The following is a 26,692-nucleotide window of genomic DNA, read 5'->3' as shown; positions in this document are numbered from 1 at the left end:
AAAGTGAGTGTAGTAGTGCCTATCTATAATGCAGGAAAAGGAAAAAGGCTCGATAAATGCATTAAATCAATACTAAGCCAAACGTTCATAGATATTGAAGTGATGTTAGTAAATGACGGTTCAACCGATAATAGCTTGGAGGTATGCAGAAAATATCAGAAAGAAGATGGACGGATAGTTATTATTGACAAGAAAAATGGGGGGTGTATTGCTGCTCGGAGAACGGGGGTAGAAGCTTCAACCTCTGAATTCGTTATGTTTGTAGATGCCGATGATTGGCTCGATAAAAATACGGTGGATGTGCTCTATAATAAATGTATGGAAAGCTCAGCAGACATTTCAGTTTGCAATATGTATAAAGTTTTAGGCCGAGGAGCGCTAATCAAAAGAAAAAATGACAACCAATATTTTTATGAAGACAGGCTTTATAATAAGGATGCCATTATGAGAGACCTCGTGACCTCCTATTTCTATGGGCATTCATTCCCATCGTCATTATGCGGCAAGCTGTATAAAAGGGAGCTGCTGATCAATAACGGAAAGTATTTGGATCGTATATGTTTTCTGGGGGAGGACCTGTTTTATAACCTGGAGATACTCGTTCATACGAATAGAGTCAAGGTAATTGACCAAGCATTGTATTATTACAGAGTGGGTGGATCTACAAGCAAATATATGTCCTATTTGTTTGATGATATGATTAATGGCTATCGAATACAAAAGGAAGTCATCAATGAATATTATTTAGATACTAAACAGAAGCAATATAATGGTATTAGTATTATGCTGTTAAATACGTTCAGGACTTGTTTGTGCAACATCATCAACAGCAAGCTGAGTGAAACTAAAATTAAAGATACCATAACCGAATATGTGTCGAATGAATGTGTAAGGGAATGTTTGGTTAACGAAGGTTCAGTCGCCTATTTTTCACAGGAGTATTTAAATGCAATAAAAGATAAGGACATCGATTATTTATATGAATTGGGGAAAAAAATGTACAAAAAGAGAAGAGCAAAAACGATGATAATGGATATTTTCTCCAAGTTATCTGTGGTCTAAATGAGTCAAAGTTAGCTTAATGTGAAGGGAGCTGCGGCACCGAATATGGTCTGGTACTGCCAGCCCCCCGAATGGTTATATAAAAGAATAGCCTATATAGTTGTGTTATCGATCATTAAAGTGCTGGCATTAGTTGCAGTTGTTACATTTTTGAACACACATTTAGCAATTGTCATCGAATTCGGTTGTGTTAACCAGTGAAAGCCAATGGACGTATCTTCCAAATAGCTGCTGGTAAGTGCGGAGGAGTAATTATTGTCAGATTTATCGATGAGACAATTCAAATAGGTACTGTTGTTGTTGGTCGCATTCCCCTCGAACCGTACCTGCACATTCTGGAACATACAGTTGCTCGCGATAACTTTCCGTGAAAAGAGGGGATTGTTTTGGCCGAAGTAGACGTCCCCGCCCATGGCTTTTGTTTTCGTGCGTATGAATGTGCCATTAGTTAAAATGCATGCTCCGAAGATAGCGGTATCCTCAATAACTGTAATTCCGTCAAGTGTATTAGGCCGGCCTACATAATTTTCAACTGCAACAACCGTCATGTCCGCATTTTTAGCCGTAACATTTTTCACTACGCCACCAGATAAGGTCAGATTGAATCGGGTCTCTCCGGTTGTAGTGCTGTCAAGCCAGTCTCTTTCTACTACGATATCCGATATATATACACGCCCGTAATTATAGCGGCTTATATTGAATCCGCCCACTCCCGCATCATTAATAGCAACAGGAGTTCCACTCTTATTCTCAGCTACCTGGAAGCTTGTAGAGGTAACATTAACGGTATAGTACAGTTTATCGACACTGATTCCTGTGGGAACCGTTCCTACCCATTGCTCGAAGCATACTTTGGCGCCATTGCCCATTCCGTGAGGAGCCGTATAAGTGAATACTCCACTCGGCACATCAACTTTGGCCGGTGTTCCAAAATATCCATTCGCCTCATAGCCATAAAAAGTGCCATTCTGAATATGACAGTTCTGAATATATGCACCTGAAATATCGAACAGCTTAATGTTAGCGCCTCTGCAATCCGCTCCATTTACGAAATTATCTCCTTGAACCATCAGCTCGGTTGATATAAAGGTGTTGTTCAAATACTTCACATACCAGTTAGCTGAATAGGAGGTAATTCCGCCAACGTTCCAGCCCTCGAAGGTATTGCCTTCTATGGTTACATTTATTCCGTCAGCATTTACAAAATGGCCATTTTGGTTGCTGTGGATATAATTGTTATAAACATAGATTCTGGTGTTGAGCTCGAAGCCAATCTGGTTTAATTCAGGTCGCCATGTCGGAATATTGGTTTCAGACCACATGGATTCAATATCGATGCCAAACATGGGCTGCGTTCCATCTACGGTTCCATCGTCAGCTTGACCAATATTGTGAATATTATTGTTGTATATATAAGTGTCGTTGGAGCCTGCAAGAGAAATTCCTTGCCTTCTGCAATTATGGAGATCACAATCGTGAATATAGATGTGGGAACCCATCTCTTCTTGTGTATATAGACTAGGATCTTCCCTGTGATCCAATATGGTCGTAATTATGGCGTCCCCTGTGCAATCGCATATTTCCACGTCGCTAATTTCAACATAATTAGAACCGGATATGCTTATGCCTTCCCCCCATTCATGCGTCCAGCTCTCATTATCTACTTTTGCATTGATTTGAGCCAGCTGTTCATCAGTCAAGGGAGAGCTAGCAATATTAATGGTAAACACCATTTTATTTGCCTTGTCAATGACATCGAACCATCCGCGACCTGTCGGTGCCGATGGTGCAAACAAGCCATTATTTCGATAATTTACGAAGGTGCTGCTGGATACCGTATCCTTATACTGATAAAAGTTATAGCCTGATGCTGTAACTCCATCTATACTCCATAGTCGAAACTTGCTTAACAATCCAGGGTTCGCATATCGGTCGATGGTTTCACTGCGGATAAAATTGGGATCATCATTTAGGGAACCATCAGGATTTACCCCACCTCTAACGAATTTAACACCGATCTGATAAATGTGGGAGGGTCTGTCCCCGATAATTTTTCCACCGGTAAGTTTTGTATTGCTTAGCCCCTTCAATAAAAAAATATTGTAATAAGGGGATGAATTGGCATCAAGCTTTAGTACACAGCCATTCTCCATTTCGAAATGAAAGTTGCTGTAAAGGACTATGCAATTAAGCGTTGAAGGATCCGCTTGTAAAGCATAGGTTCCGTTTTTTAGAAATACATGATTATACCCTTGAGCTTTGGCCCATCCCAAAGCATCGTTTATTCCTTTGGTTGTGCCAGCTGAATGGGTTCCATCATTATTGATTTTCCACCTGTCCAATTCAATAGTGTAGGTTGAACCAGGACCTGAGGAAACTACACCGGCTCCAACGGGTACGGGAATCCACTTCGATGATTTACTGTCGTAAGTAAGTGAATCATTATTAGAGGGAAGCTTGGTAGTTAGGTCTACGTCACTAAGATCACCGAGATTAGCGTTCACCTCAATCATAAATTTCACACCTCTTTTCCATTTTATATAGCGTATGTTATGCCTCAGAGAAATAATTGGATCACTACCTAGGGTTATCCATACATTTTAATGAGAAAATAAGAGATTATCGTGAATTTTCCGTTCTCAAACTAGTAAAACTAAGGTATAATTCTTAATAACGAACAATTGTCACTTTTTATAGGGAAGGAGGTCAGGGCAATGCATAATCTGAAAAGGATCATCTTTCTAACTCTTATTATTGGTGCATTAATGGTACCAACTTCGGCTTTTGCAGCATCGAACGGAAGCAATTCATCGGATGCCAAGAGAAGCAGTTTTGAGCTTTTTATTTCATCATTGTTAGGAAATCATGGACGGAACGATGATTTGTATAACTATTGGGGAAACAATAAAGACAAAAACGATTGGCACTGGAAATGGAACTTTAAAGATTGGAATGATAAAAACCTGGAGTCGTATGATATATGGGAAAGATGGTACTGTTACTAATCAGCTTGCTGCTGTTCCGTCGGCTTGCCGACGTTTTTTTTATGTGTAAATGGCTGCAAAGCTACAAGAAATCCGGAGAATATGCCCCTAGAAAGCAAAAGTTTGTGTTGACACGTTCTTTATAAAGAACTACAATAAAGGTACAGATTACTGGTTCTATTTTACTATTATACCTATATATAACAGTAAGTATATGATTAACAGGTTAAGACATTATGGATATAGGATAAAAGAAGGCAAATTTTTTTTGATATATCGTTCTCTATAACGAATTTTAATCATTAGCCTGTTTTCAATCATGATTCGGTGATGTCTCCTTATCGTTATCAATGGAGGTACTCGACCATGCTGTGGGTTGAAATATACCTTAGACGCGAGTCGTCGAAAGTGTGGTGTGAGGTGGGGTTGGATGCCCTTTTTTAAAGTTCTTAACTATAGGGTTTTTTACCAGAAAAGACCTTATAGTTAAGAACTTTAATTTTTTCATTTCATTTTGAATTTATATTTGACTAAATACCAAATTAGCATCAATCGAAAGGGTGATTGTATTGGCGTACCGGCAGAGGCTACCGTTATTAATTTTAATGGATTCGCTTATTGTGTTAACCGCAATTTTCTTCAGTCAATTTTTGGTGAATGCTACTTTTCATGTTATAACGTTGCCTTTAGTAGTTAGTTCAATCATGCTCCTGCTTAGCCACCATGTTTTTTCCATCATTTATAAGCTATATAAAAAGGCTTGGGAGTATGCAAGCATATCCGAGTTATTAATGATTTTTAAAGCTGTCACCTTTTCAATTGTTACCGTAGCTATTGTACAGGAGATTATGGTTCAAGCGATTTACTTGCGACTTCTTGTTGTAACGTGGCTGCTGCATATTTTGCTAATCGGAGGCTCACGTTTTTGTTGGAGAATGATTCGGGATATCTACATTAAAAAAGTACACAACAAGAAACGAACGCTGATTGTCGGAGCGGGTGCTGCAGGCACTATGGTTGCAAGGCAATTGATTACGAATAATGATACTGAATTATTGCCCACCGCTTTTATTGATGATAATGTCAAAAAACATAATTTAGATATATTGGGCATTCCGGTAGTTGGTGGAATTAATCGAATTGAAAGTGCCGTTCAAGAGTTGAACATTGATAACATCATCATTGCGATTCCTTCGCTTAATAAAAAAGAATTGAATCGAATTTTTCAGGAATGTGCGAAAACGAATGCCAAGGCGCAAATTCTTCCAATGCTGGAGGATCTGGTAACCGGTAAAGTTTCCGTTAATCAATTCCGGGATGTACAGGTTGAGGATTTGCTGGGGAGAGAACCCGTTGATCTGCATATTGACAGTATTTCCGGGTATATCACGAATAAAGTGATTATGGTTACGGGTGCTGGAGGATCCATTGGTTCGGAAATATGCCGGCAAATATGCAAGTTTAATCCTGAAAAATTAATTTTACTTGGCCACGGGGAGAACAGCATTTATTCCATTGAAATGGAGCTGAAGGATACTTTCCAGGAAACACAAATCAAATTTATAACGGAAGTTGCGGACATACAAGATGCTAATAAAATGATGTCCATAATGAATACCTACCGGCCTCAAGTTGTATACCATGCTGCGGCTCATAAACATGTGCCTCTGATGGAACGAAATCCTGAGGAAGCTGTGAAAAACAATGTGATTGGAACGATGAATCTTGCAAAAGCAGCTAACCGGCATGGTGTGGAAATATTCGTGATGATCTCTACGGATAAGGCAGTAAATCCAACAAGTGTTATGGGGGCCACGAAAAGGCTGGCTGAAATGATCATTCAGAACTTCGACAAAACAAGCTTTACAAAGTTTGTTGCCGTTCGGTTCGGGAATGTATTAGGCAGTCGTGGAAGCGTAATTCCATTATTTAAGAGACAAATTCAAAAGGGAGGACCGGTCACGGTTACTCATCCGGATATGATTCGCTACTTTATGACGATTCCGGAAGCGTCGAGGCTTGTTATACAAGCGGGTTCACTTGCAAAAGGCGGGGAGATTTTCGTGCTCGACATGGGTGAACCTGTAAAAATTGTTGATCTTGCCAAAAACTTGATCAAACTATCAGGCAATTCCATTGAGGAAATTGGTATTGAATTTACGGGAATGAGACCGGGAGAAAAGCTCTTCGAGGAGTTGCTGCAAAAGGGGGAGGTTCATGAGCAGCAGGTTCATCCCAAAATTTATATTGGTAAAACTGCGGATCTGTATATGGAAGAGATTGCCGAAATCATCTCTACGTATTCAACTTTAGAGAAGCCCAAGCTAAGAGAGAAATTACTTAATTTAGCGAACAATAAACATAGCGTGTCACCCAAGCTGGTATCCATCAGCTAAGCTTTTATATAAAAAAGGAGTGTCCTATTTATGAAGGTAAGAAAAGCGATCATACCAGCAGCAGGGCTTGGCACAAGATTTCTTCCCGCAACAAAGGCAATGCCCAAGGAGATGCTGCCGATTGTTGATAAGCCCACTATTCAATACATTGTAGAAGAAGCAATGGAATCAGGGATTGAAGATATTCTTATCGTGACCGGGAAAGGAAAAAGGGCTATTGAGGATCATTTCGATAACTCATTTGAGCTGGAGCAGAATTTATTCGAGAAAGGGAAGTTTGATTTACTAAACGAGGTACAAAAGTCATCCAAAATGGTTGATATCCATTATATTCGCCAGAAGGAAGCCAAGGGACTGGGGCATGCCATTTGGTGCGCTCGGAAGTTTATCGGCAATGAACCGTTTGCTGTTTTATTAGGCGATGATATTGTCAAGGCCGAGAAACCTTGTCTGAAGCAGATGATTGAGCAATATGAGCGATATCATTCATCAGTGATTGGAGTTAAGCATGTACCCGATGATGAGGTATCCCGGTACGGTATTGTAGATGGAATCAGGATAGAGGATCGCTTCTATGGGGTCAGCCATCTCGTTGAAAAGCCGAGGAAGGAAGACGCTCCATCCAATCTTGCGATTATGGGACGTTATATTCTTAGCCCACGGATTTTTGACATTCTGGGCAATCAAGCTCCAGGGGCAGGCGGAGAAATACAGCTGACCGATGCTATTGCGGCATTGAATCTGCATGAGGCGGTATATGCTTACGAGTTCGATGGTATTCGTTATGACGTTGGTGAAAAGATGGGTTTTATACAGACTACAATCGAATTCGCCTTGCAGCGTGAAGACATCAGGTACGGTTTACTCGATTATCTGGCTAAGGTTTTGGATAAAGAATTAATTAAGTAAGCCTGTAACTAACGGGTTAATACTTCGAATGGGTGATAGAGGTGCCAAAAAAAGTATTGTTCTGTGCAACGGTTGATTTTCATTTTAAAGCGTTCCATCTGCCTTATCTGCAATGGTTTAAAGAGCAGGGCTGGGAGGTTCATGTTGCTGCTAACGGTGATCTGGAGCTTCCCTATACGGATAGGAAGTACAGCATACCGATCCAAAGGTCACCTTTGAACAAGGAAAATATTAAAGCTTATAGTGAATTGAAAGCCATAATGGATAAAAACGAATATGAGATCATTCATTGTCATACGCCAATGGGGGGAGCTCTTGCACGTTTGGCTGCACGACAAGCGAGAAAACAAGGAACCAAGGTAATCTATACGGCTCACGGGTTTCATTTTTGCAAGGGAGCCCCTCTTATTAACTGGGCTTTGTATTATCCAATTGAGAAATTGTTGGCTCATTATACCGATTGCCTGATAACGATAAATGATGAAGATTACAAATTATGCATACAGCATGGGTTTAAGGCGAGGCGAATTGAGAAGGTTCATGGGGTGGGGATCGATCCTATGCGATTTCGCCCGGTGACTGATGATTATAAAGCCGAGCTAAAGCAAAAAAACGGTTATAAAACGGAAGATTTTCTTATGTTCTATGCTGCAGAGTTTAATGCGAATAAAAATCAACAGCTTCTTATAAGGGCTCTTGCCCTTATAAAGCAAGAGGTTCCTTATGCCCGGCTATTGCTGGCTGGTAAGGGGCCTCTTTTTAATGAAAGCTATGAGCTTGCCAATAAACTGGGTGTTGCAGACAGGGTTGATTTTCTTGGCTATAGAACGGACATTGATGGGATACTGCCGATGTGTGATATTGCTGTCGCCTCCAGTCTCCGTGAGGGCTTGCCGGTTAATATTATGGAAGCTATGTCCTGTGGTTTGCCGGTTGTAGCGACGGATAATAGAGGGCATAGAGAACTGATTCACAATGATGAGAACGGCTGGATCATGAGTCCGAATGACTTAGCGGGAATGTCTGACAAGATTAGAGCCCTTGCAGGTAATGAGGATTTGAGGATGAAGCTTGGAAGCTCAGGTCGCAGCAGAATTGAGAGCATGTATTCTATTAACAAAGTAATGGTGGAGAAGAGCGATATATATACCAGCTTTATGGACGAATTGGAGGTGGTGAAGTGGGCGGTCCAATAAGGATTTTGCATGTAGTGGTGAATATGAACCGTGGCGGTGCAGAAACCCTCTTAATGAATTTGTATCGCAATATAGATCGCTCGAAGGTTCAATTTGATTTCCTGACCTGTAATGTTGGTGTTTTTGACGCAGAAATAGTGGAGCTGGGAGGGGTGATCCATCGGATTCCATATGTTAGTGATATTGGTCATTTTGGATATCTGAAAGCTTTGGATCAGTTTTTTGCGGCGAACCCTGTTTATAAGGTTGTACATTCCCATATGGATAAAATGAGTGGATGGGTGCTCCGTTCAGCCAAAAAGGCTGGAATTCCTATGAGAATCGCGCATAGCCATAGCACCAGAAGCGAGGGCGGAATAGCCAAGCAGATTTATAAATGGTTTGCAGGTCAGTTCATCTTGCCTAATGCAACGGATTTATTAGCATGCTCCAATAAAGCTGCCAATTGGCTGTTTCCAACAAAAACGTATCAGATTTCTATCTTAAATAATGGTATCGTGCCGGAGCAGTTTGCTTTTTCATTACAGGTCAAACAAGAGGTAAGAAATGAACTTCATATTTCTGAAACTAATTTGGTTGTCGGGCATGTCGGGAGATTTGATAAACCGAAAAACCATGCTTTTCTCATCGACATTTTTGCGGAGCTGAGTAAAGAGAAGCCGGATTCCATTCTCGTTTTAGCCGGTGATGGTCCATTACGCTTAAATATTGAAAAAAAAGTGGCTGACTTGAATTTAGAGGAAAAAGTAAAATTTCTTGGCGTACGCAGTGATATCAATCGATTGCTACAAGCATTCGATGTATTCGTATTTCCATCCGTGCATGAGGGCTTGCCTGTCACTCTTATAGAAGCGCAGGGAGCCGGGCTTCCCTGTGTTATATCGGATGTGATATCACAGGAGGTTGATATGGAAATTGGTTTGATCGAATACAATCCATTGTTAAACAGCAAAATTTGGGTTGATAAAATTAAACATGCAACAGCGAAGAAACTATCGCGAAATATACCTGCCAATACGTTATCCGAGAAAGGGTACGATATAAAAAAAATCGCAGAACGGACGCAAGACTTTTACTTAGTGATGTCGAGGTGAATGTATTGAAGCAGCTGACTGTGTTTACTCCTACTTATAATCGAGCCTATTGTCTTGGAAATTGCTATGAGAGTCTTAAACGTCAAACATCCAAAAAATTTGTGTGGCTAATCATTGATGATGGTTCCACAGATCATACGAAAGAGCTTGTAAACAGCTGGATAGCTGAGAATATCATACCTATTAGCTATCATTGGCAGGAGAATCAAGGAATGCATGGAGCACATAATACGGCTTATGAGCTCATCATTACTGAATTAAATGTATGCATTGATTCAGATGATTATATGCCGGATGACGCAATCGAAAAAATCATTACGTTTTGGAATCAATATGGAAATGATAGAGTGGGGGGAATAATAGGACTTGATTCGTACACGGATGGACGGCTGATCGGCTCCAGGATACCGGATCAATTAAAAAGCTCAACCCTTTTTAATCTGTATAACCTGCATGGAGTTACGGGTGATAAGAAGCTTGTATATCGGTCGGAGCTGACACGGAATTATCCATATCCTCTTTTCCAAAATGAAAAATATGTGGGATTAGCTTATAAATACTACATGCTTGACGAGCAATATGAAATGCTTCTAATGAATGAGGTTTTATGCTGTGTGGAATATTTGCCTGATGGTTCAACGAAGAACATGCTAAATCAATATCGAAGAAATCCCCAAGGCTTTGCTTTTTATCGTAAGGAGTTAATGAAACTATCCTTTGTCGGCTTGCTGTTTAAGTTTAAACAGTCCGTACATTATGTGTCGAGTAGTTTGATGGCCAAGAACCGAAGCTTCCTCAAGGAATCACCTTGTAAGTTAGTTACAATTATAGCTATTCCACTCGGGATTATGCTGTATTGCTTTGTTAAGTCTAAAACCAGAAGCATCAAGATTGAAGGCTAGTAAAGTATATGTTGAAGGGAAATTATAGATGGCAATACTTTGGATAAATCTTGTCGTAGTGTATATATTCTCATTATTTTCAAGGTATTTGGTGAAGCATAGAACTATTTATGCTGAATCCGGTATTCCTATGTTTGAGAAGCCGAATAAGATAATGGTTGCATTTGTTATTGCCGTTTTGGTACTGGTATCAGGTCTTCGGAATAACATCGGGGATACCTATACTTATATAGACATATATAAAAATACTACCTTTACCTGGTCCTATATTGTGTCCAAAAAAGATATGGGATTCGGCATATTTCAAATGATTTTAAAGAAATTTACAGAAGACCCTCAGATGCTGATTTTTATTTGTGCACTTATAACGAATCTACTTATCGTACTCGTTTTATATAAATACACCCGTCTATTTGAACTAAGCATTTACGTTTATATTACGTCTGGAATGTATGTCGTCTCCATGAACGGCATTAGGCAGTATCTTGCTGCTGCTATAATTTTTGCTGCGACCAAATACATTATGGATGGAAATTGGAAAAAGTACACTTTAGTTATTTTATTTGCATCTCTGTTCCATGGAACCGCGTTAATCTTAATTCCGATGTATTTTATTGTGAGAAGGAAAGCCTGGACGACTACAACCTTTTTGATCCTTAGCTTTGCGGTGCTTTTTGCCATGGGATACAGTCAGCTCTCCGGATTGTTTTTTTCGGCTATAGAAGATACTCAGTATGCGGAATATAGTAAATTCTCAGAAGGTGGGGCTAATATAATAAGAGTTTTTATTTATATTATACCTATAGCACTTTCTTACCTGGGTAGAGAAAAGCTTAGAGAGTTATTTCCTAATAGTGATTACATTGTAAACATGACGATTTTGGGTGCCGTTTTTATGGTGATTTCTACGCAAAACTGGATTTTTGCAAGGTTTTCCATTTATTTTGGGCTGTATAATTTAATCATTATTTCATGGATAGTCCAATTATTCGTTCGTAGAGAGCAGAAACTGATCTACTATTCGATTCTCGTTTTTTACTTCCTGTACTGTTTTTATGAACAAGTAATTAGTTTGGGAATCCTCTATAGGAGCAATTTCATTCAATTATAAGGAGGCGAAAGCAATGGCGATTCTTGTAACCGGAGGGGCCGGCTATATCGGAAGTCATACATGCATCGAATTATTGAATGCAGGCTATGAAATAGTCGTGGTAGACAATCTTTCTAACAGCAGCTTGGAATCATTGAATAGGGTCAAGCAAATAACAAGTAAGGATTTCCAATTTTATAAGCTGGATTTATTGGATAAGGATGGACTTGATGCCGTTTTCTCCAAAAATACGATCGAGGCGGTTATCCATTTCGCAGGGCTCAAGGCTGTGGGGGAATCGGTCCATTCACCGATCTGGTATTACCACAATAATATTACCGGAACACTTGTATTATGCGAAATTATGAAGAAATACAACGTGCACAGAATGGTTTTCAGCTCTTCTGCTACCGTATACGGAATGCCCGAAAGCGTACCAATCTCTGAGGATTTCCAGCTCGCAGCAACGAACCCCTACGGTCGAACGAAGCTGGTGATTGAAGAGATATTACGTGATTTGTATGTCTCTAATAATAATTGGGGGATAGCACTTCTACGATATTTCAACCCGATTGGGGCACATAAAAGTGGCTGGATAGGAGAGGACCCTGGCGGTACTCCGAATAATCTGATGCCTTACATTACACAGGTTGCAATAGGGAAATTGGAGCAGCTGAATATATTCGGTAACGATTACCTGACAGTCGATGGTACTGGCGTCCGAGATTACATCCATGTTGTTGATCTTGCAATTGGGCATTTGAGAGCTCTTGAGAAGGTCATGACAGCATCGGGTGTGGAAGCCTACAATCTGGGAACGGGCATTGGATACAGTGTTTTGGAATTAATTGCTGCATTCGAGCGAGCGTCAGGCTTGAAAATTTCTTATGCTATTGCAGAAAGAAGACCGGGGGATGTCGCAATATGCTTTGCTGACTCCAGTAAAGCGAACAAGGAGTTAGGCTGGGAGGCCACTAGAGGCATTCAAGAGATGTGCGAAGATTCATGGAGATGGCAATCCAACAATCCGAATGGTTACGGAGCAGCCAAATTATTAACTGGAGTCCGGGCTGCCGAATAATACAACAAAGCGAGGATAATTAAATGGACATAGGCCAATTAACTCAAACACAATTAAAAGAGATACTCATCAGTATCAAGAAAAAAGGTGATGAATCCGAGGATATGAACGCTATAGATTTAATTAATGAAATAAAACGGGAAATTATATGCGCTATAACTTCATCCGAGTGATTAGGGAGGAAACAAATGTCCTTAGTAAAGGCAATGCCTTTAGGTAAGATCAAAAACGTACTTTCTCTGCTTCGAGGAGGAATGGTTTCTAATATATGGGCAATTAAAGTGTTTAGTGCTAATTCGGCGGTTATTTCTGAAGCTCCGCATGAAAGCCGCCTGGATCAACCGTCCTTGCAAGCATCAGACATCGACGATGCTCCGGCAGAGTTTGTTGCCGATCCATTTATTATCCGGCATGAGTCCAAATTTTATATGTTTTTTGAGGTGTTGAATAAAGCGTCAGGACGTGGCGAGATTGGATTGGCCGTGAGTGATGATGGTGAGAAATGGGATTATGAAAAAATAGTGCTCAAGGAAAAATACCATTTATCATATCCGCAAGTATTCAAGGTGAATGATGAAATATTTATGCTGCCTGAAACGATTGAAACGAAAAAGGTGCTGTTATATAAGGCCAAGCGTTTTCCATTTGAATGGGAAATAGCTTGCGAGCTGTTTAGCGGCAGCTATGTGGATCCGTCTATATTTAAATATGAGAACAAATGGTGGTTGTTTGCCGGGTCCAATCAAGGAAAGAATCTGCATCTGTTTTATTCAGACCACATAGAAGGCACATGGACGGAGCATCCTCAGAGTCCCCTAATTTCCAACAATATTAGCATTACTAGACCCGGAGGCCGAATTATAGTATCGGATACAAACATCTATAGATATACTCAAGACGGCAATCCTTACTACGGCAGCGCTATGCGGGTTTTTAAAATTAATGAGCTGTCAGTGACCGAATATAAGGAAGAATTAGTCGATATGATATTAAGTGGCACCAATAAGGAAAGCGACTGGAGAAAAGATGGAATGCATCATATTGACCAGCTCCAAATTAATGAGAATCAATGGCTTATAGCGGTTGATGGACATAAATCGAAGAGATGGAACTATGTGGTCTGGAAGCTTGACCGTGTTTTATCAAGGCTTAGAAAATATACATGATCGTAATTTGATACAGGAGCTTGATTATTGATGAAGAGACTATTTGACTTGTTGGTTTCCGCCTCACTGCTGCTGCTGCTATTCCCGATTATGATCATTGTGGCTATTTTGGTGAGAGTAAAGTTAGGGTCTCCCGTCATATTTAAGCAACAGCGACCTGGATTATATAGCCGATTGTTCTATCTTTATAAGTTTCGTACCATGACGGATGCAAGAGACAATGACGGCAATTTATCACCTGATTATATGAGATTAACTGCTTTTGGTAAATTACTTAGAAAATATAGTCTGGATGAATTGCCCCAATTAATAAATGTTGTAAAAGGGGATTTAAGCCTAGTAGGTCCGAGGCCTCTATTGACTGATTATTTACCCTTATATACGGAAGAACAGACAAAACGGCATAATGTAAAGCCTGGGATAACAGGATGGGCGCAGGTGAACGGGAGAAATGCAATTTCATGGGAAGATAAATTTAAGCTGGATGTGTGGTATGTGGAACATCGAAGCTTCTTTCTCGATTTAAAAATCTTAAGTTTAACCTTTTTCAAAGTGTTGAAAACAGAAGGAGTAAGCCATAAAAACCATGTCACTATGGAGAAGTTCACGGGTACAACAAGCGCTGAATAAACTTTGCTTTCTTTAATTATTAAACCAGGGAGAAGGTTGTGTTGGATGCAAGCTGTTAGCGGTAAGCAAAGAATTTATCTTTCTGCACCTCACATGAGCGGGAATGAGCAGAAGTATATCCAGGAAGCCTTTAATACGAATTGGATCGCTCCCTTGGGGCCTAATGTGGATGCATTTGAAGAAGAGCTTGCAGATTACGTAGGGATTGGCGATGCTGCAGCGGTTAGCTCAGGGACAGCTGCCATTCATTTGGCATTGAAATTGTTGGATGTACATGAAGGAGATACCGTATTTTGTTCCAGCCTTACTTTTGTGGCAAGTGCAAATCCAATTATTTATCTCGGGGCAGAGCCTGTATTTATTGACTCTGAAGCTGAGACATGGAATATGTCGCCTCAAGCATTAGGGCGTGCCCTGGAAGAAGCGGCTCAAGCGAGAAAATTGCCGAAAGCCGTTATCGTTGTAAATTTATATGGACAAAGTGCACAAATGGACGAAATTGTCTCATTATGCGATAACTACAGAGTGCCGATTATTGAGGATGCGGCGGAATCACTTGGTTCAACCTATAAAGGCCAAGCTAGCGGAACATTTGGTAAATTTGGTGTGTATTCATTTAATGGGAACAAAATAATAACGACCTCCGGTGGAGGCATGTTGGTCTCCAATGATCTTGAAGCTTTGAAAAAAGCGCGTTTTTTAGCAACCCAAGCAAGGGATCAGGCGGAGCACTATGAACATAGCCAGATGGGATATAATTATCGGTTAAGCAATGTATTAGCGGGAATAGGCAGGGCGCAATTGGAAGTGCTTGCGGAAAGAGTAGTTGCGAGACGCGCCATATTTAATCGGTATTACAGAGAGCTCTCCGAAATACCGGGCATTCAATTTATGCCGGAACTTGAAGGCTCCTGGTCTAATCGCTGGCTTACGGCGTTGACCATAGACGAACAACAAGCTGGCATATCCAGAGACCAATTATTAAGATCTTTGGCTGAAGATAATATTGAAGCTCGCCCTGTTTGGAAGCCGCTGCATTTGCAGCCTCTCTTTGAAGGAACCCGATTGTATGCCCATAGTGAAAATAATATTGTATCCGAGCAGTTGTTTGAATCAGGTTTATGCTTGCCATCGGGGTCGAATATGACCGAAGAAGAGCAAATGAGAATAATTGCTTGTATGAAAAACATGCTGAAGAAACACATTGCACTAAATTAAGATAACTGCTTGCGAAGCAGGTTTTCGATGAAAATTGAAGGAGGAGAATAGGATGTGCGGTATTGTAGGGTATGTAGGTAATCAAGACGCTGCAGAAATTTTATTGAAAGGATTAGAAAAATTAGAATACAGAGGCTACGATTCGGCGGGAATTGCCATGTTAAATAAAGAGGGGGTGCATGTATTTAAAGAAAAAGGGCGCATTGCAGCGCTTCGAAAAGCTGTAGATCAGAGCGCCTCCGGCCATTTGGGGATTGGTCATACAAGATGGGCCACACATGGCGAACCCAATCGTAGAAATGCACATCCACATCAGAGCAATAATACCCGGTTTACCATCGTACATAACGGAGTTATTGAAAATTATAAAGAAATCAAGCAGGAGCTTTTAGGTGGAATCCAATTCAATAGTGAGACGGATACAGAAGTTATTGTGCAGCTTATGGAGAGGTTTGTAGATGATAAAGGTTTGCAGGTTGAGGAGGCATTTCGGGAAACGTTAAGCGTTCTGAAAGGCTCTTATGCCATAGCTTTGATGGATAGTGAAAATGACCACACCATCTACGTCGGGAAAAATAAAAGTCCGCTGCTTATAGGTATAGGGCAAGATTTCCATGTTATCGCGAGCGATGCAATGGCTGCCTTGCAGTTAACTAACCAATTTGTTGAGCTTATGGATGAGGAAATCGTTATTGTTCAAAACTCATCCAAAACGATTAAAAATTTATCAGGACAAATGATTCATAGGAGCCCTTTTACCGTAAAGCTTGATGCAAAGGATATTGAAAAAGGTCCTTATCCGCATTATATGCTCAAAGAGATTGATGAGCAGCCCTTTGTCATCCGCAAGCTGGTAACTAAATATCAAAATGGCGATGGTGAAATTGCAATAGATGAAAACATACGCGAGGCACTGCAGGAAACAGACCGTATTTATATTGTTGCTTGTGGTACAAGCTATCATGCCGGTCTGGTGGGCAAGCAGCTATTTGAGCGCATAGCCCATATACCGGTGGAAGTGCATATCGCGAGTGAATTTTTATATAACAGGCCGCTTTTATCCAGCCATCCCATGTTTATCTTTATTTCTCAGAGCGGTGAAACCGCAGACAGCCGAGGGGTATTAGTTGATATTAAGAAACCGGGATATCGAGCCTTAGCATTAACTAATGTGCCAGGATCAACCTTATCACGTGAGTCCGATTTTACCTTAATCACGCATGCAGGCCCAGAAATAGCGGTCGCCTCAACCAAAGCCTATACAGCGCAAATTGCGGTATTAGCTATACTTGCTTCTGATTGTGCAAGAAATAGAGGCATTCAACGTAATTTCGATCTTTTTAAAGAGCTGGGATTAGCAGCTAACGCTATGGAAATTATGATTAACAGAAAAGAACAAATTGAGGAAATTGTGTGGAAATACTTAAGCGTCTCGCGCAACTGCTTTTTCATAGGACGAAGTGTTGACTATTATGTATGTCTGGAGGGAGCTTTAAAATTAAAGGAGATCTCTTACATTCAGGCGGAAGGGTTCGCAGGCGGAGAATTGAAGCATGGAACTATTGCATTAATAGAGGAAGGCACTCCGGTTATAGCTCTTCTAACACAGCCGCATGTCAGTGGAAACATTAGAAGTAATGTACAGGAGGTCATGGCGAGGGGGGCTAATGTTTGTATGATTAGTATCGAGGGAATTGAAGATAAGAACGACCAGCTCGTTGTCCCACATATTCACGAATACCTAACTCCGCTTGTTTCTGTGATCCCTCTACAATTAATTGCTTATTATGCTGCCTTGTATAGAGGGTGTGATGTTGACAAACCGAGAAATCTCGCCAAAAGCGTTACTGTGGAGTGACCCTATGATAGGTAAAAATATATATAAAATCCGAAAACAAAGAGGATATACACTTTCTGAGCTTGCAGAGCGAACGGGTATTTCGAAGTCCTATTTAAGTAATATCGAAAGAAATCTGAAGCAGAATCCATCCATTCAAGTGGTGGAGAAAATTGCTTTGGTGCTAAAGGTTGAGCTCAAAACGTTACTTAAGCTTAGTACAGATTTAGAAAGCAAGCAGCAGATTGAAAAAGAGTGGATCGATTTTATTTATGAAATGAAGAATATGGGAATCGAGAAAGAGCGGATTCATGAATATAAAATATTAATCGAGTTTATGCAATGGTACAATGGCAAAATTCATGAGTAACGATCGGAAAGCGGAGTACCTATGATTTCTTGTCTCCGTTTTCCTTAATCGGACATTGCTTGAGAAATTGTCGTATTTCTTCAACCGAAATTCCCATCTTACGTGAAAGCAGGATCAGCGAGGTCCATTCCATATCCAGTTTTTCATCTATGGCTTTCTGGTAAATTAGATTCATTGTACGCCTCCACGGATACAGGTTATGCGGTATATTAGCAGATAAGTGCTGTAGGAATATAATACTAGTCAGCCTTCGAAAAGTATGTCACTTTTTGGGGGGGCCAAATAAATATTTTACGGGAACTTTTATGTGTTTTTATGAGTGTTTACAAGGGATTTTTATACATATAGATTTGTTCGTTTGTATAAAATTTGGTATAATGACGTAGCGATCAAGGCATTATCACTACGTTAAAAAGGAAGATCCTCATGATTGGTAAACGTGTAAGGCAACTGCGTAAAGAAAAAGGAATGTCTCTTTCTGAGCTGGCGGAACGTGCCGGTGTTGCTAAGTCATACATAAGCAATTTAGAGCGGGATATTCAAAAAAACCCATCGATTCTGTTTCTCGAAAAAATCGGGGCTGTTCTTGCTGTACCTGTAGACAAGCTTATAGATCAACAAGATTCTCCATCAGAGGATAAAGAACTTGATCAGGAATGGTACGAGCTCATCAAAGAAGCAATGACATCAGGCGTAGACAAGGAGCAGTTTCGTGAGTTTCTGGAACTCAATAAATGGCGTTTGAATCGACCCAAGCAATAATACTCCAGTATGCCCGCTTATAACTCCTCTGTTTCTATCGTAAGTATCTGCCTCCGTTATTGATGTCGGGGAACATAAGAATTCCCCTTTACCTCACCTCTCGTCAAATTCCATCATGATCCAACTCCTTAAACTGACAAAACCCCCTAAGTCCAGCCTCCTTAAAGTGACACACTTTTTATTTCATTACTAGTATTATATATATAGTACCAAAATGAGTTGTAATACTAGAATTATTACAACATATAGATGAATTATTTTACATAACTCTTTCAGTAAAAAGGTAAACCTGTCTGAAAAGCAGGGACACAAAGTCACAGGTCTAAGGTCAACGACTACGACAGCTGGACTGCCTGATTAAGCAATTTCATTGTTTACTTAGGAGGAGTCTTAAGATGAATGTAGCAAATCTGTCGGATAATAAGGAATTGGATGAGGAGTGGGTCGAACTCATTTTAGCTGCACGTGATCTTGAGCTTAGTATTGATGAAATTCGAGCATTTATTAAACGACCAATCTATATGGCGGAAAATTTGGTACATTTGATTGTCGCAAACCAAGATATCCCTTCGCATAAGCCTTCTCTGTGCAATGATGTTAAAGAAGTTGGAAGCTCCGTAAGCTATGAGTATACCTAAAGGTTCTCTATAGAGAACTTCATGCATAATAATATATATTTGAGGTGAACTAATGAATAAGGAAACAGTGGACCTTAAGAGGAAAGAGTACTTTCGCCCGATGGTATTGAGCCACCAGCCTGTAAGCTTCGAAACAGCCCAGAGCTGGAACAAGGGGAAGGGCAATAAAGACCATAAAGGTAAAGGCAATGGCGGAATTAATTATCCCAATGACCCCAGACCCTCCAAAAAGTAAGGGAATGCCTATAACGAGGTCAATGGTAGTCTACCTTGACCTCTGTTTGTGCATGAGTCGTCTGTTCAATTATTCTAAGGAGCTTGTTATGGATACCGTACATGTAAGAATCGGAGAGCATTTGATGCAAGCTTCAGGTGATTCACTGAAGCTTATGAATATGTTTAAAAAGAGCTTGCTTACCTCACCTGTTGTGTACGAGCAGCCTGATCTCATTATCCATATTAGAGATGGCTACGGAATCCCATTCGTAGACTACAAGGTGGATATTACTAAAGAGGCGGGCAAAATTTTATTCCGAAGGGCAGATTATTTAATCGAAGCCGATTCGGATTATCGAAATGCCTTTATTTATGTACAAGATGAGTTGGCTTTAAAGCATGCTTTAATCAACTTATACAGCTCATTCATTGTCTCTAACAACTGGGGTCTCCTGATTCATTCATCCTGTGTTATAGAGGATGGAAAGGCACATATATTTGCAGGTGAATCAGGGGCAGGGAAATCAACGGCTGCCGAGTTGTCCTATCCACGAGAGCTTTTATCGGATGAAGCCACCCTTGTGAAAATTACGTCCGATGAAATTACCGTGTATAACTCTCCCTTTCGCAGTGAAATCGAAATGAAGGGCGAGAGCCGGTTCTGCTCATTAGCCAGTATAAATATTTTGCACCAGGCCCCCCATAATCAAAGAATCACATTACGGAAGTCCAATGGCCTGCTTCTTCTGATGGATAAAGTATTTTACTGGGCTCATGACGCCAAAGAAACAGGCGGAATTATAGGGCTAATGAAGATTTTAGCTAATGGCGTTCCTATTTACGAGCTTCATTTTCAAAAAAATGATACCTTCTGGGAGTTGATATCATGAAGCCATTGTATGTGCAGACAAGTAACTGCGAAGCTGTCGAACTGGATGGGGAATGGATTATTCTCAATACAGATGAGTTTACGGTTACCAAATTAAATGAAATGGGCGGATTTTGCTGGTCGCTGCTTAGGGAAAGCCAGAGTATCTTCTCGATGATCGAAGCCATCCACGATCATTATGAGTTGGACGATAATAAGGCTGAACAAGATATGGAAGCTTTTTTGGCCGACATGATGAAGTATGGACTCGTTCAAAATGCTGTTTAGCAAGGAAGTTATCCATCTTCTAACCTATGCAATCTCAAAGTACGGGTCGATTGAGCTTCCAGCCCAAGGCAACAGTATGTTTCCTTTTATCCGTAAAGGAGATATTTGCAGGTTTATTCCGTGTGATGCCTCAGCCTTGAAAAAAGGGGATATTATTTTATTTCACACCCCGACAGGACAATTAATAGCGCATCGCTATTATGAACTAAAGCCCATCAACAATCAGATGCAATACCTGTTTAAGGGCGATACCAATCTGGGCTTCGACATGCCGGTTAGCAGGGAGCAGATCATTGGTAAACTGATTCAAATTCAAAAGAATAAAAGGCCAATTCTCGTAACCGATTGGGCAGCCTATTTCTGGGGCAAGCTGATCCTTGCCTTCCCGATTATATCTTATCTGCTAAGAAAATATTTGAATTTTAAAGAAAACAGACCTTCTGGAGCGACCCTATGATTGAAAGATTTCGTTGCCACCTGCTTGTCATTAGACAGTATTTTTCCTTGCATGACATCCAAAGAGCCTTCTCCATATTGCTGCCGTATGTTGCCGGTCAGTGGAAGGCTTATTTGGGTCTTTTTGTATGTGTACTTATTGATATTGGCCTTACCTTGTCGTTTGCCTGGTTTTTGGGAGATGTCACAGATACCGTAGTTCAAGGTCAATTATATCGAATGAAATGGCTGATTCCGCTTGGAGCAGCCCTCATTGCGTTGAGCATTATTTCAACCTATTATGATATTTATTTTGAAGCGGTTGCCGTAAATGCTGTAAAGAAGGAATTGAAAACCAATTTATATAAGCATATACTTCTTCTCCCCGTTAAGAATGTTTCCAGCTTTCATTCCGGACAATTACTTTCTAACTTTACGAATGATATTCATAGCATCGATGGAGTCATAGGGAGAAGCCTGGTGGATCTAATTAAATTGCCTTTAATATCCATCGCTGTTTTTATTTATTTGGTACAAATTAGTTGGGAATTATCTTTGATCAGTCTGCTTATTGCTCCTGCAGCTATTATAAGCGGAGCTGTATTCGGACTTATGCTGCGTCGCAACAGCTCGAATATTCTTAATTTGGCGGGTAGCATGAACAGTTTGCTTAATGAGACCTTTCAGGGCTTCTTTGTTATTCGCGCCTTTACACTGGAGCATTTATTCCATAAAAAATACTGCAGCCAAAATCGGGAGCTGTTCGCATTAGAGATAAAGGATGCTAAAATTCGTGGAAGATTTCATGCAGGAGGAGACGGCATCGGTTCCATGGTGTTTCTGATGTGCCTTTGCTTGGGTGCTTATTTCGTGTCCAGCGATGTCATTACAGTAGGCTCGTTATTAGCGTTCGTCAATTTAACGAATCATTTGGTATATCCATTAACAGGACTTGCTGCATTATGGGCCGGGTTTCAAAGATCAGTTTCGGCCGTCGAAAGAATATCCAAAGTTTTGGAGCAGCCGGTCGATTCAACGGTTCTGCCTCAAAATCTGCTGCCCCAACCGTTTATTAAATCGATCCAATTTCACAACATCACGTTTAGCTATGACGGACAACATAATCTATTTGACGATTTCAATCTGATTATACCGGCTGGAAAAGTAGTAGCCATTGTTGGTGCGAGCGGTGCGGGTAAATCCACTTTGTTTAATCTGCTGCAAGGGTTCTATAAACCACAGTCGGGAGTTATTCTAGTCGATGATAAATCTACAGAGGAGCTTTCGGATTCGCAATTAAGGAGCTACTTTGCCCATGTTCCGCAGGAAACATTTCTATTCGACGGTACGGTTATGGACAATTTATTAGTTGCCAGGCGGGGCATTACAAGGTCTGACATCGTGCAAGCGGCAGCCATAGCTAACATTCATTCTTTTATACAATCGCTTCCCGACGGATATGAAACACATATTGGTGAAAGAGGGGTACGATTATCCGGAGGGCAAAAGCAGCGAATAGCGATTGCGCGGGCAATATTGAAAAATTCTCCTATCCTTTTAATGGATGAAGCCACATCCGCATTGGATAGTGAAACGGAATATCAGGTTAAAGAAGCGCTCGATCATCTAATGATTAATCGTACAACGCTTGTTATTGCACATCGATTATCAACCATACGGAATGCGGATTGGATCGTTGTGTTGGATCAAGGAAAGATTGTGCAGACAGGAAGACATGAAGAGCTGATCACAAGGCAGGGAATGTACCGGAATTTATATGATAGCTTTGTGAGGAAGGGAGTGGCGGGTGTTGGTCGTTAACTTGATACAAGCTATCTATGATTCACGGCTGCCGTGGCCTGACCCCAATGATGGAATGTTCTATGAGCAAGCTTTATCGGATATCCATTTTTTCGAAATAGGCTCCCAGGTTTATTTTTTACTAAAGCAGAGGGGGCTGCTGGAGCAAACCCCGCTTTTTTTCCAAGAAGCTCTTAAGGAAACATTTACAGAAGTGTTATACCAAAATATGCTTATAAAAAATCAGACCGTACAAATGTTGGAGAAATTTGAAGAGGCCGGAATTCAGATGATTCCACTTAAAGGCGTCATATTTGCTGAAACCTACTTTGGTCATATCGGTGCTAGGTGGACTTCGGATATTGACTTGTTAATAAAGCATTCGGATCTAGATAAGGCGATACAGGCTGTGAAATCATTAGGTTTTACTTACGAAGAAGAATGTGTCTCCACTCACTTTCACTGGAGCTTCAGCAAGCGCATGCCGGGAGCTTCAATTCCGCTAACGGTTGAATTGCATTGGGATTTGCTGAAAGCCGGCACCTCACAGTTTAAGATCGATGAGGTATGGGATCAGGCAGCATCCTTGGAGTCCTATACATTTATTCAACAATTGTCCGAGTTTCATACCTTCTATATGATATGTCTTCATGGGTGGCGGCATCATTTGAGCTCGTTGAAGTATTTTATCGATATTATTCAACTGATTTACTATTTAAAGGAGCGGGTAGCGTATAGGCGTTTGTTGGAAAGTGCAGCTGGCCATAAAACCTACAAAAGAATAAGCAGAACTTTACGCATTGTTTATCGTGAGTTTCCGCAGCTGGAGTCTATAGCCAAGCTCCCGCTTGAACGAAGAACTAACTTGTGGTGGGATTACAGCGCCATAAGGGATTCAAACAACAGTTCACTTAAATATTACCTTAATTATATGACTTTCCATTTGATGGATTTCGACCTTTGGAAGCATTGTCTTGCAGGTATAATGGAATGGCTGATGCCTTCCAAAGCTGCGATTGGCTATGAATTAGGGAGACATGATAAGGGGAATTCGCTAGTCTTTGATTATTGGATGCTTTATAAGAAAAGATTTTTTAATTTCTTTCGTACTATTAAGATAAATAAAACACCGTAATTTCGGGTCTGCAAAAAAAACGTATAGGCAGGTTGGTTGTACCAATCCCCCGATTCACATATACAGGCATTTTATTTTCCCCGACCGTATACAAGCCATCGTCATATTGTTCCGCCATTTTATTAGTAAAAAGGGGTCCGAAGAAAGGCAACCGAATTTGACCGCCATGAGAATGACCGGAAAATTGAGCGCTAATGTTATAGGTAGAGCTTAATTCCGCAATATCGGGCTCATGTGCCAGAAACAGAACGCAATCCTGAGCAGATAATGTTTGAACAGCCTCTTCAATACTGTAATTGCCATACATCACATCATCTATTCCGGCTATGTATAATCGCTGTCCTTCAAATTCAATATAGCTGTGTTGATTAACTAGCAATTTAAATTGTGAGCTTTCAAGCGTCTTGATTACTTTAGCTCTTGTCATATAATCGTGATTGCCAAGAACAGCCCATTTTCCCCCACGGGGGGCACTCAGCTCCTGAAGTAAAGGAATAGCGAGCTCGGGTGACTCATATTTGGTATTTACGAGGTCGCCTGTGAAAAATAAGATATCGGGCTGCAAGCGGTTAATCATTTTTACAACACGGCGAAATTCGTCAACACCATAATGAAAGCCAAAATGGACATCGCTGAATTGCACAATTTTCCAACCCTTATAAGCTTTAGGGAGATTGCGGACGGTAAGATGAACTTCTTTTATTTGATACCAGAAGCGTTCTCCTATGAAAGGGTAAGCTCCAATCATTCCTATCCCGAGCAAGCTTAATCCTACTTTCAATCCTTTTCGTAAAAAGGAGCGACGATTCATCAGGTTAGGGGTGGTCATTAGGAACTCCTTTCATTATGATTGGATAGGAAAATTGTACCAAATAACTGCGGTTTGATCAAACCGAACGAAATCTGCTTGAGCGAATCGATTGATGAGTAACTTGGCTAATTAAGATGGTTAATTTATAATGGAAAGAATGGGTCTCCAAGGGGACTTTAAGGATTCATATAGTGAGAGTTTAAAATGGTGACTTTTTGAACTACCTCTTATAAGAAGTTAGAGGAGGCATTGGGAATGCGTGCACTTGTAATGACAGCTGTCGAAGCTGAGAGAGAGGCTGTATTGCGCGGGCTTAACGGCGACAGCAGGTTTGAAGTAAGCCTGGCAGGTGTCGGTCCCATAGCGGCCGCAATCAATACGGCTACGGTGCTGGCTTCGGCAAATTATGACTTGGTCGTAAGTGCGGGGATCGGAGGCGGCTTTGTTGGACAAGCAGAGGTAGGCTCCCTTGTTGTTGCGAGCGAGATTATTGCTGCTGATCTGGGAGTCCAGACTCAAGAGGGGTTCTTGAGCTTGGACGAGCTGGGCTTCGGCTCCACTCGAGTGCAAGTAAGCTCGGCTCTAGCGGCTCGATTAACGGCTGCGATGCTGGCTGCCGGGTTACCGGTTCATTCCGGTCCCGTGCTCACTGTATCGACTGCTACGGGAACAGCGGCTGCCGCTTCAGAGCTTGCCACCCGTGTACCAGGCGCAGCAGCGGAGGCGATGGAAGGCTACGGCGTTGCTGCTGCAGCCAATGGTCGAGGAATTCCTATCCTGGAAATACGTGCTATCTCCAATGCTGTCGGTCCTCGGGATAGAGAGGCATGGCGCATCGGAGATGCTTTGAAGGCTTTAGAAGTTGCAAGCTCAGTAATTGTGGAGGTGTTGGAATGAATATTGCATTTTCTCCTTGCCCTAATGACACATTTGTTTTTGATGCCTTGGTCCATGGGAAAATTCCCGGCGCACCTAAGCTGAATGTTCTATATGCGGATATCGATATTACGAACAATTTGGCCGCTAGCTCTGATGGGCCGGATGTACTGAAGATTTCATTCGCGGCATTGCCGTGGGTGCTGTCTGAGTACGCGCTGCTGCCATGCGGCGGAGCGTTGGGTAGAGGCTGCGGACCATTGGTGCTGACGGCTAGTGAAGAGGCAGCCACTAAGGGGGCGGCAGTATTAACAGGTCGTAAGGTTGCTGTACCCAGTGAGCGGTCAACCGCTTACTTGCTGTTCAGACTGTGGGCTGCCCAGAATGTTCCGGGTGGTGTGGGCGAGATTGTTATTATGCCGTTTCATGAGATCATGCCGGCAGTGCGCGATGGCTTAGTGGATGCCGGTTTAGTCATTCATGAGGCACGCTTCACTTATCCTAACTATGGACTAACCATGTTGACCGATTTAGGCAGTTGGTGGGAGGCAGATACGAACCTGCCGATTCCATTAGGTGCGATCATTGCCCGGAGATCGCTGGATCTGAAGGCCATCTCCGGATGGATTCGCGCTTCGGTTGAATATGCATGGGCGCATCCGGAGGAGTCGAGGGAATATGTGCTAAGCCATTCTCAGGAGCTGGCTCCGGAAGTGGCGCAAGCGCATATTGATCTGTATGTAAACGAGTTTACGGCTGATCTGGGAGAAGCAGGTTATGCCGCGATTGCTGCTTTGCTAAGCCGTGCTGCCCAGGAAGGCCTGGTGCCGCCGATAGACCTCGCTGCATTGCGTTAGCAAGAGCAAAAGAGTATATTACTGTTCTAAAAAAAGCCCCCCCTCTCAATGAATTTCATGAGAGGGGGGCT

General features: G+C 41.3%; 28 protein-coding genes and 1 riboswitch. Of the genes, 25 read left to right on the top strand and 3 right to left on the bottom strand.

Going from position 1 to position 26,692, the window contains the following annotated elements:
- The first annotated feature begins 3 nt into the window (after positions 1-3).
- Positions 4-1,062, top strand: a complete 1,059-nt coding sequence (locus ACFQ0C_RS35395) for a glycosyltransferase family 2 protein (RefSeq protein WP_379374201.1) — start codon at positions 4-6, stop codon at positions 1,060-1,062.
- Positions 1,063-1,154: 92 nt separating this feature from the next.
- On the opposite strand, the gene ACFQ0C_RS35390 is transcribed toward ACFQ0C_RS35395, so the two are convergent.
- Positions 1,155-3,575 (bottom strand): right-handed parallel beta-helix repeat-containing protein, encoded by a 2,421-nt coding sequence (locus ACFQ0C_RS35390; RefSeq protein WP_379374104.1) that lies wholly within the window; start codon positions 3,573-3,575, stop codon positions 1,155-1,157.
- A gap of 201 nt (positions 3,576-3,776) precedes the next feature.
- On the opposite strand from ACFQ0C_RS35390, the gene ACFQ0C_RS35385 reads away from it, so the two are divergent.
- From ACFQ0C_RS35385 to ACFQ0C_RS35325, 14 genes are all read left to right on the top strand, one after another.
- Positions 3,777-4,067: a hypothetical protein gene (locus ACFQ0C_RS35385; RefSeq protein ID WP_379374102.1), complete on the top strand. Its 291-nt coding sequence runs from the start codon at positions 3,777-3,779 to the stop codon at positions 4,065-4,067.
- A 548-nt stretch (positions 4,068-4,615) separates the two neighbouring features.
- Positions 4,616-6,442 (top strand): polysaccharide biosynthesis protein, encoded by a 1,827-nt coding sequence (locus ACFQ0C_RS35380; protein ID WP_379374100.1) that lies wholly within the window; start codon positions 4,616-4,618, stop codon positions 6,440-6,442.
- Positions 6,443-6,472: 30 nt separating this feature from the next.
- Entirely contained in the window at positions 6,473-7,351 is an 879-nt protein-coding gene (gene galU, locus ACFQ0C_RS35375) for a UTP--glucose-1-phosphate uridylyltransferase GalU (protein WP_379374098.1), read from the top strand.
- A 41-nt stretch (positions 7,352-7,392) separates the two neighbouring features.
- On the top strand, positions 7,393-8,547 hold the full coding sequence (locus ACFQ0C_RS35370) for a glycosyltransferase family 4 protein (protein ID WP_379374096.1): 1,155 nt from the start codon (positions 7,393-7,395) through the stop codon (positions 8,545-8,547).
- The gene (locus tag ACFQ0C_RS35365) at positions 8,532-9,641 is read left to right on the top strand and encodes a glycosyltransferase family 1 protein (protein WP_379374094.1); all 1,110 of its coding nucleotides are present in this window, start codon (positions 8,532-8,534) and stop codon (positions 9,639-9,641) included. The genes ACFQ0C_RS35370 and ACFQ0C_RS35365 overlap by 16 nt, the downstream gene beginning before the upstream one ends.
- Positions 9,642-9,646: 5 nt before the next feature.
- Complete coding sequence (locus ACFQ0C_RS35360; RefSeq protein WP_379374092.1) at positions 9,647-10,543, top strand: glycosyltransferase family 2 protein; 897 nt, start codon at positions 9,647-9,649, stop codon at positions 10,541-10,543.
- A gap of 28 nt (positions 10,544-10,571) precedes the next feature.
- A complete protein-coding gene (locus ACFQ0C_RS35355; RefSeq protein ID WP_379374090.1) occupies positions 10,572-11,654 on the top strand; it encodes an EpsG family protein in 1,083 nt (360 codons plus the stop codon).
- 13 nt (positions 11,655-11,667) lie between these two features.
- Positions 11,668-12,714 carry a UDP-glucose 4-epimerase GalE gene (gene galE / locus ACFQ0C_RS35350; RefSeq protein ID WP_379374088.1) on the top strand — a complete coding sequence of 349 codons (1,047 nt, stop codon included), beginning with the start codon at positions 11,668-11,670 and terminating at the stop codon, positions 12,712-12,714.
- Positions 12,715-12,737: 23 nt separating this feature from the next.
- Positions 12,738-12,887, top strand: coding sequence for a YwzD family small protein (locus tag ACFQ0C_RS39185; RefSeq protein WP_483875021.1), 150 nt, complete (start codon positions 12,738-12,740; stop codon positions 12,885-12,887).
- Between the two features lie 15 nt (positions 12,888-12,902).
- Positions 12,903-13,880 (top strand): glucosamine inositolphosphorylceramide transferase family protein, encoded by a 978-nt coding sequence (locus tag ACFQ0C_RS35345; protein ID WP_379374086.1) that lies wholly within the window; start codon positions 12,903-12,905, stop codon positions 13,878-13,880.
- Between the two features lie 30 nt (positions 13,881-13,910).
- Positions 13,911-14,510 carry a sugar transferase gene (locus ACFQ0C_RS35340; protein ID WP_379374084.1) on the top strand — a complete coding sequence of 200 codons (600 nt, stop codon included), beginning with the start codon at positions 13,911-13,913 and terminating at the stop codon, positions 14,508-14,510.
- A 45-nt stretch (positions 14,511-14,555) separates the two neighbouring features.
- Positions 14,556-15,728, top strand: a complete 1,173-nt coding sequence (locus tag ACFQ0C_RS35335) for an aminotransferase class I/II-fold pyridoxal phosphate-dependent enzyme (protein WP_379374082.1) — start codon at positions 14,556-14,558, stop codon at positions 15,726-15,728.
- A 52-nt stretch (positions 15,729-15,780) separates the two neighbouring features.
- Positions 15,781-17,586, top strand: coding sequence for a glutamine--fructose-6-phosphate transaminase (isomerizing) (glmS, locus tag ACFQ0C_RS35330; protein ID WP_379374080.1), 1,806 nt, complete (start codon positions 15,781-15,783; stop codon positions 17,584-17,586).
- Between the two features lie 4 nt (positions 17,587-17,590).
- Positions 17,591-17,935, top strand: a complete 345-nt coding sequence (locus ACFQ0C_RS35325; protein WP_379374078.1) for a helix-turn-helix domain-containing protein — start codon at positions 17,591-17,593, stop codon at positions 17,933-17,935.
- 19 nt (positions 17,936-17,954) lie between these two features.
- Here ACFQ0C_RS35325 and ACFQ0C_RS35320 read toward each other — a convergent pair whose 3' ends face one another.
- A complete protein-coding gene (locus tag ACFQ0C_RS35320; protein ID WP_258216957.1) occupies positions 17,955-18,110 on the bottom strand; it encodes an anti-repressor SinI family protein in 156 nt (51 codons plus the stop codon).
- A gap of 251 nt (positions 18,111-18,361) precedes the next feature.
- On the opposite strand from ACFQ0C_RS35320, the gene ACFQ0C_RS35315 reads away from it, so the two are divergent.
- The 8 genes from ACFQ0C_RS35315 (at position 18,362) to ACFQ0C_RS35280 (ending at position 24,077) form a co-directional block, all read left to right on the top strand.
- Positions 18,362-18,697, top strand: coding sequence for a helix-turn-helix domain-containing protein (locus ACFQ0C_RS35315; RefSeq protein WP_258216958.1), 336 nt, complete (start codon positions 18,362-18,364; stop codon positions 18,695-18,697).
- A gap of 272 nt (positions 18,698-18,969) precedes the next feature.
- Positions 18,970-19,054: riboswitch (cyclic di-GMP riboswitch) on the top strand.
- 38 nt (positions 19,055-19,092) lie between these two features.
- Positions 19,093-19,335, top strand: coding sequence for an anti-repressor SinI family protein (locus ACFQ0C_RS35310; protein WP_379374074.1), 243 nt, complete (start codon positions 19,093-19,095; stop codon positions 19,333-19,335).
- A gap of 52 nt (positions 19,336-19,387) precedes the next feature.
- Positions 19,388-19,570 (top strand): hypothetical protein, encoded by a 183-nt coding sequence (locus tag ACFQ0C_RS35305; RefSeq protein ID WP_379374072.1) that lies wholly within the window; start codon positions 19,388-19,390, stop codon positions 19,568-19,570.
- A gap of 88 nt (positions 19,571-19,658) precedes the next feature.
- Entirely contained in the window at positions 19,659-20,441 is a 783-nt protein-coding gene (locus ACFQ0C_RS35300; protein WP_379374070.1) for a hypothetical protein, read from the top strand.
- Entirely contained in the window at positions 20,438-20,707 is a 270-nt protein-coding gene (locus ACFQ0C_RS35295) for a PqqD family protein (RefSeq protein ID WP_379374068.1), read from the top strand. The genes ACFQ0C_RS35300 and ACFQ0C_RS35295 overlap by 4 nt, the downstream gene beginning before the upstream one ends.
- Positions 20,682-21,164 carry a signal peptidase I gene (locus ACFQ0C_RS35290; protein ID WP_379374066.1) on the top strand — a complete coding sequence of 161 codons (483 nt, stop codon included), beginning with the start codon at positions 20,682-20,684 and terminating at the stop codon, positions 21,162-21,164. Before ACFQ0C_RS35295 ends, ACFQ0C_RS35290 begins: the two co-directional genes overlap by 26 nt.
- Positions 21,161-22,963, top strand: coding sequence for an ABC transporter ATP-binding protein (locus tag ACFQ0C_RS35285; RefSeq protein ID WP_379374064.1), 1,803 nt, complete (start codon positions 21,161-21,163; stop codon positions 22,961-22,963). Before ACFQ0C_RS35290 ends, ACFQ0C_RS35285 begins: the two co-directional genes overlap by 4 nt.
- Positions 22,950-24,077 carry a nucleotidyltransferase family protein gene (locus tag ACFQ0C_RS35280; RefSeq protein ID WP_379374062.1) on the top strand — a complete coding sequence of 376 codons (1,128 nt, stop codon included), beginning with the start codon at positions 22,950-22,952 and terminating at the stop codon, positions 24,075-24,077. The genes ACFQ0C_RS35285 and ACFQ0C_RS35280 overlap by 14 nt, the downstream gene beginning before the upstream one ends.
- Here the strand turns inward: ACFQ0C_RS35280 and ACFQ0C_RS35275 are convergent.
- Positions 24,055-24,906, bottom strand: coding sequence for a metallophosphoesterase (locus ACFQ0C_RS35275; protein ID WP_379374060.1), 852 nt, complete (start codon positions 24,904-24,906; stop codon positions 24,055-24,057). The two genes, ACFQ0C_RS35280 and ACFQ0C_RS35275, sit on opposite strands and share 23 nt — an antisense overlap.
- 237 nt (positions 24,907-25,143) lie before the next feature.
- Between ACFQ0C_RS35275 and ACFQ0C_RS35270 the strand changes: the two genes are divergently transcribed.
- Together ACFQ0C_RS35270 and ACFQ0C_RS35265 are read left to right on the top strand one after the other, a co-directional pair.
- Positions 25,144-25,785: a futalosine hydrolase gene (locus tag ACFQ0C_RS35270; RefSeq protein WP_379374057.1), complete on the top strand. Its 642-nt coding sequence runs from the start codon at positions 25,144-25,146 to the stop codon at positions 25,783-25,785.
- The gene (locus ACFQ0C_RS35265; RefSeq protein ID WP_379374055.1) at positions 25,782-26,621 is read left to right on the top strand and encodes a 1,4-dihydroxy-6-naphtoate synthase; all 840 of its coding nucleotides are present in this window, start codon (positions 25,782-25,784) and stop codon (positions 26,619-26,621) included. Before ACFQ0C_RS35270 ends, ACFQ0C_RS35265 begins: the two co-directional genes overlap by 4 nt.
- The last annotated feature ends 71 nt before the right edge of the window (positions 26,622-26,692 follow it).

This window comes from Paenibacillus sp. GCM10027630, from assembly GCF_042676305.1.
Classification (GTDB): Bacteria; Bacillota; Bacilli; order Paenibacillales; family NBRC-103111; genus Paenibacillus_S.
The sequence above is the reverse complement of the archived record's forward strand: the minus strand, read 5'-3'. Positions and strand labels throughout refer to the sequence as shown.

Coding starts and splice junctions, on each gene's coding strand:
- ACFQ0C_RS35265 (WP_379374055.1), top strand. CDS start 25,782: ATGAATATTGCATTTTCTCCTTGCCCTAATGACACATTTGTTTTTGAT.
- ACFQ0C_RS35295 (WP_379374068.1), top strand. CDS start 20,438: ATGAAGCCATTGTATGTGCAGACAAGTAACTGCGAAGCTGTCGAACTG.
- ACFQ0C_RS35305 (WP_379374072.1), top strand. CDS start 19,388: ATGAATAAGGAAACAGTGGACCTTAAGAGGAAAGAGTACTTTCGCCCG.
- ACFQ0C_RS35315 (WP_258216958.1), top strand. CDS start 18,362: ATGATTGGTAAACGTGTAAGGCAACTGCGTAAAGAAAAAGGAATGTCT.
- ACFQ0C_RS35325 (WP_379374078.1), top strand. CDS start 17,591: ATGATAGGTAAAAATATATATAAAATCCGAAAACAAAGAGGATATACA.
- ACFQ0C_RS35270 (WP_379374057.1), top strand. CDS start 25,144: ATGCGTGCACTTGTAATGACAGCTGTCGAAGCTGAGAGAGAGGCTGTA.
- ACFQ0C_RS35345 (WP_379374086.1), top strand. CDS start 12,903: ATGTCCTTAGTAAAGGCAATGCCTTTAGGTAAGATCAAAAACGTACTT.
- ACFQ0C_RS35300 (WP_379374070.1), top strand. CDS start 19,659: ATGGATACCGTACATGTAAGAATCGGAGAGCATTTGATGCAAGCTTCA.
- ACFQ0C_RS39185 (WP_483875021.1), top strand. CDS start 12,738: ATGGACATAGGCCAATTAACTCAAACACAATTAAAAGAGATACTCATC.
- ACFQ0C_RS35290 (WP_379374066.1), top strand. CDS start 20,682: ATGGACTCGTTCAAAATGCTGTTTAGCAAGGAAGTTATCCATCTTCTA.
- ACFQ0C_RS35390 (WP_379374104.1), bottom strand. CDS start 3,575: ATGATTGAGGTGAACGCTAATCTCGGTGATCTTAGTGACGTAGACCTA.
- glmS (WP_379374080.1), top strand. CDS start 15,781: ATGTGCGGTATTGTAGGGTATGTAGGTAATCAAGACGCTGCAGAAATT.
- ACFQ0C_RS35385 (WP_379374102.1), top strand. CDS start 3,777: ATGCATAATCTGAAAAGGATCATCTTTCTAACTCTTATTATTGGTGCA.
- ACFQ0C_RS35310 (WP_379374074.1), top strand. CDS start 19,093: ATGAATGTAGCAAATCTGTCGGATAATAAGGAATTGGATGAGGAGTGG.
- ACFQ0C_RS35320 (WP_258216957.1), bottom strand. CDS start 18,110: ATGAATCTAATTTACCAGAAAGCCATAGATGAAAAACTGGATATGGAA.
- ACFQ0C_RS35340 (WP_379374084.1), top strand. CDS start 13,911: ATGAAGAGACTATTTGACTTGTTGGTTTCCGCCTCACTGCTGCTGCTG.
- galU (WP_379374098.1), top strand. CDS start 6,473: ATGAAGGTAAGAAAAGCGATCATACCAGCAGCAGGGCTTGGCACAAGA.
- ACFQ0C_RS35335 (WP_379374082.1), top strand. CDS start 14,556: ATGCAAGCTGTTAGCGGTAAGCAAAGAATTTATCTTTCTGCACCTCAC.
- galE (WP_379374088.1), top strand. CDS start 11,668: ATGGCGATTCTTGTAACCGGAGGGGCCGGCTATATCGGAAGTCATACA.
- ACFQ0C_RS35275 (WP_379374060.1), bottom strand. CDS start 24,906: ATGACCACCCCTAACCTGATGAATCGTCGCTCCTTTTTACGAAAAGGA.
- ACFQ0C_RS35355 (WP_379374090.1), top strand. CDS start 10,572: ATGGCAATACTTTGGATAAATCTTGTCGTAGTGTATATATTCTCATTA.
- ACFQ0C_RS35285 (WP_379374064.1), top strand. CDS start 21,161: ATGATTGAAAGATTTCGTTGCCACCTGCTTGTCATTAGACAGTATTTT.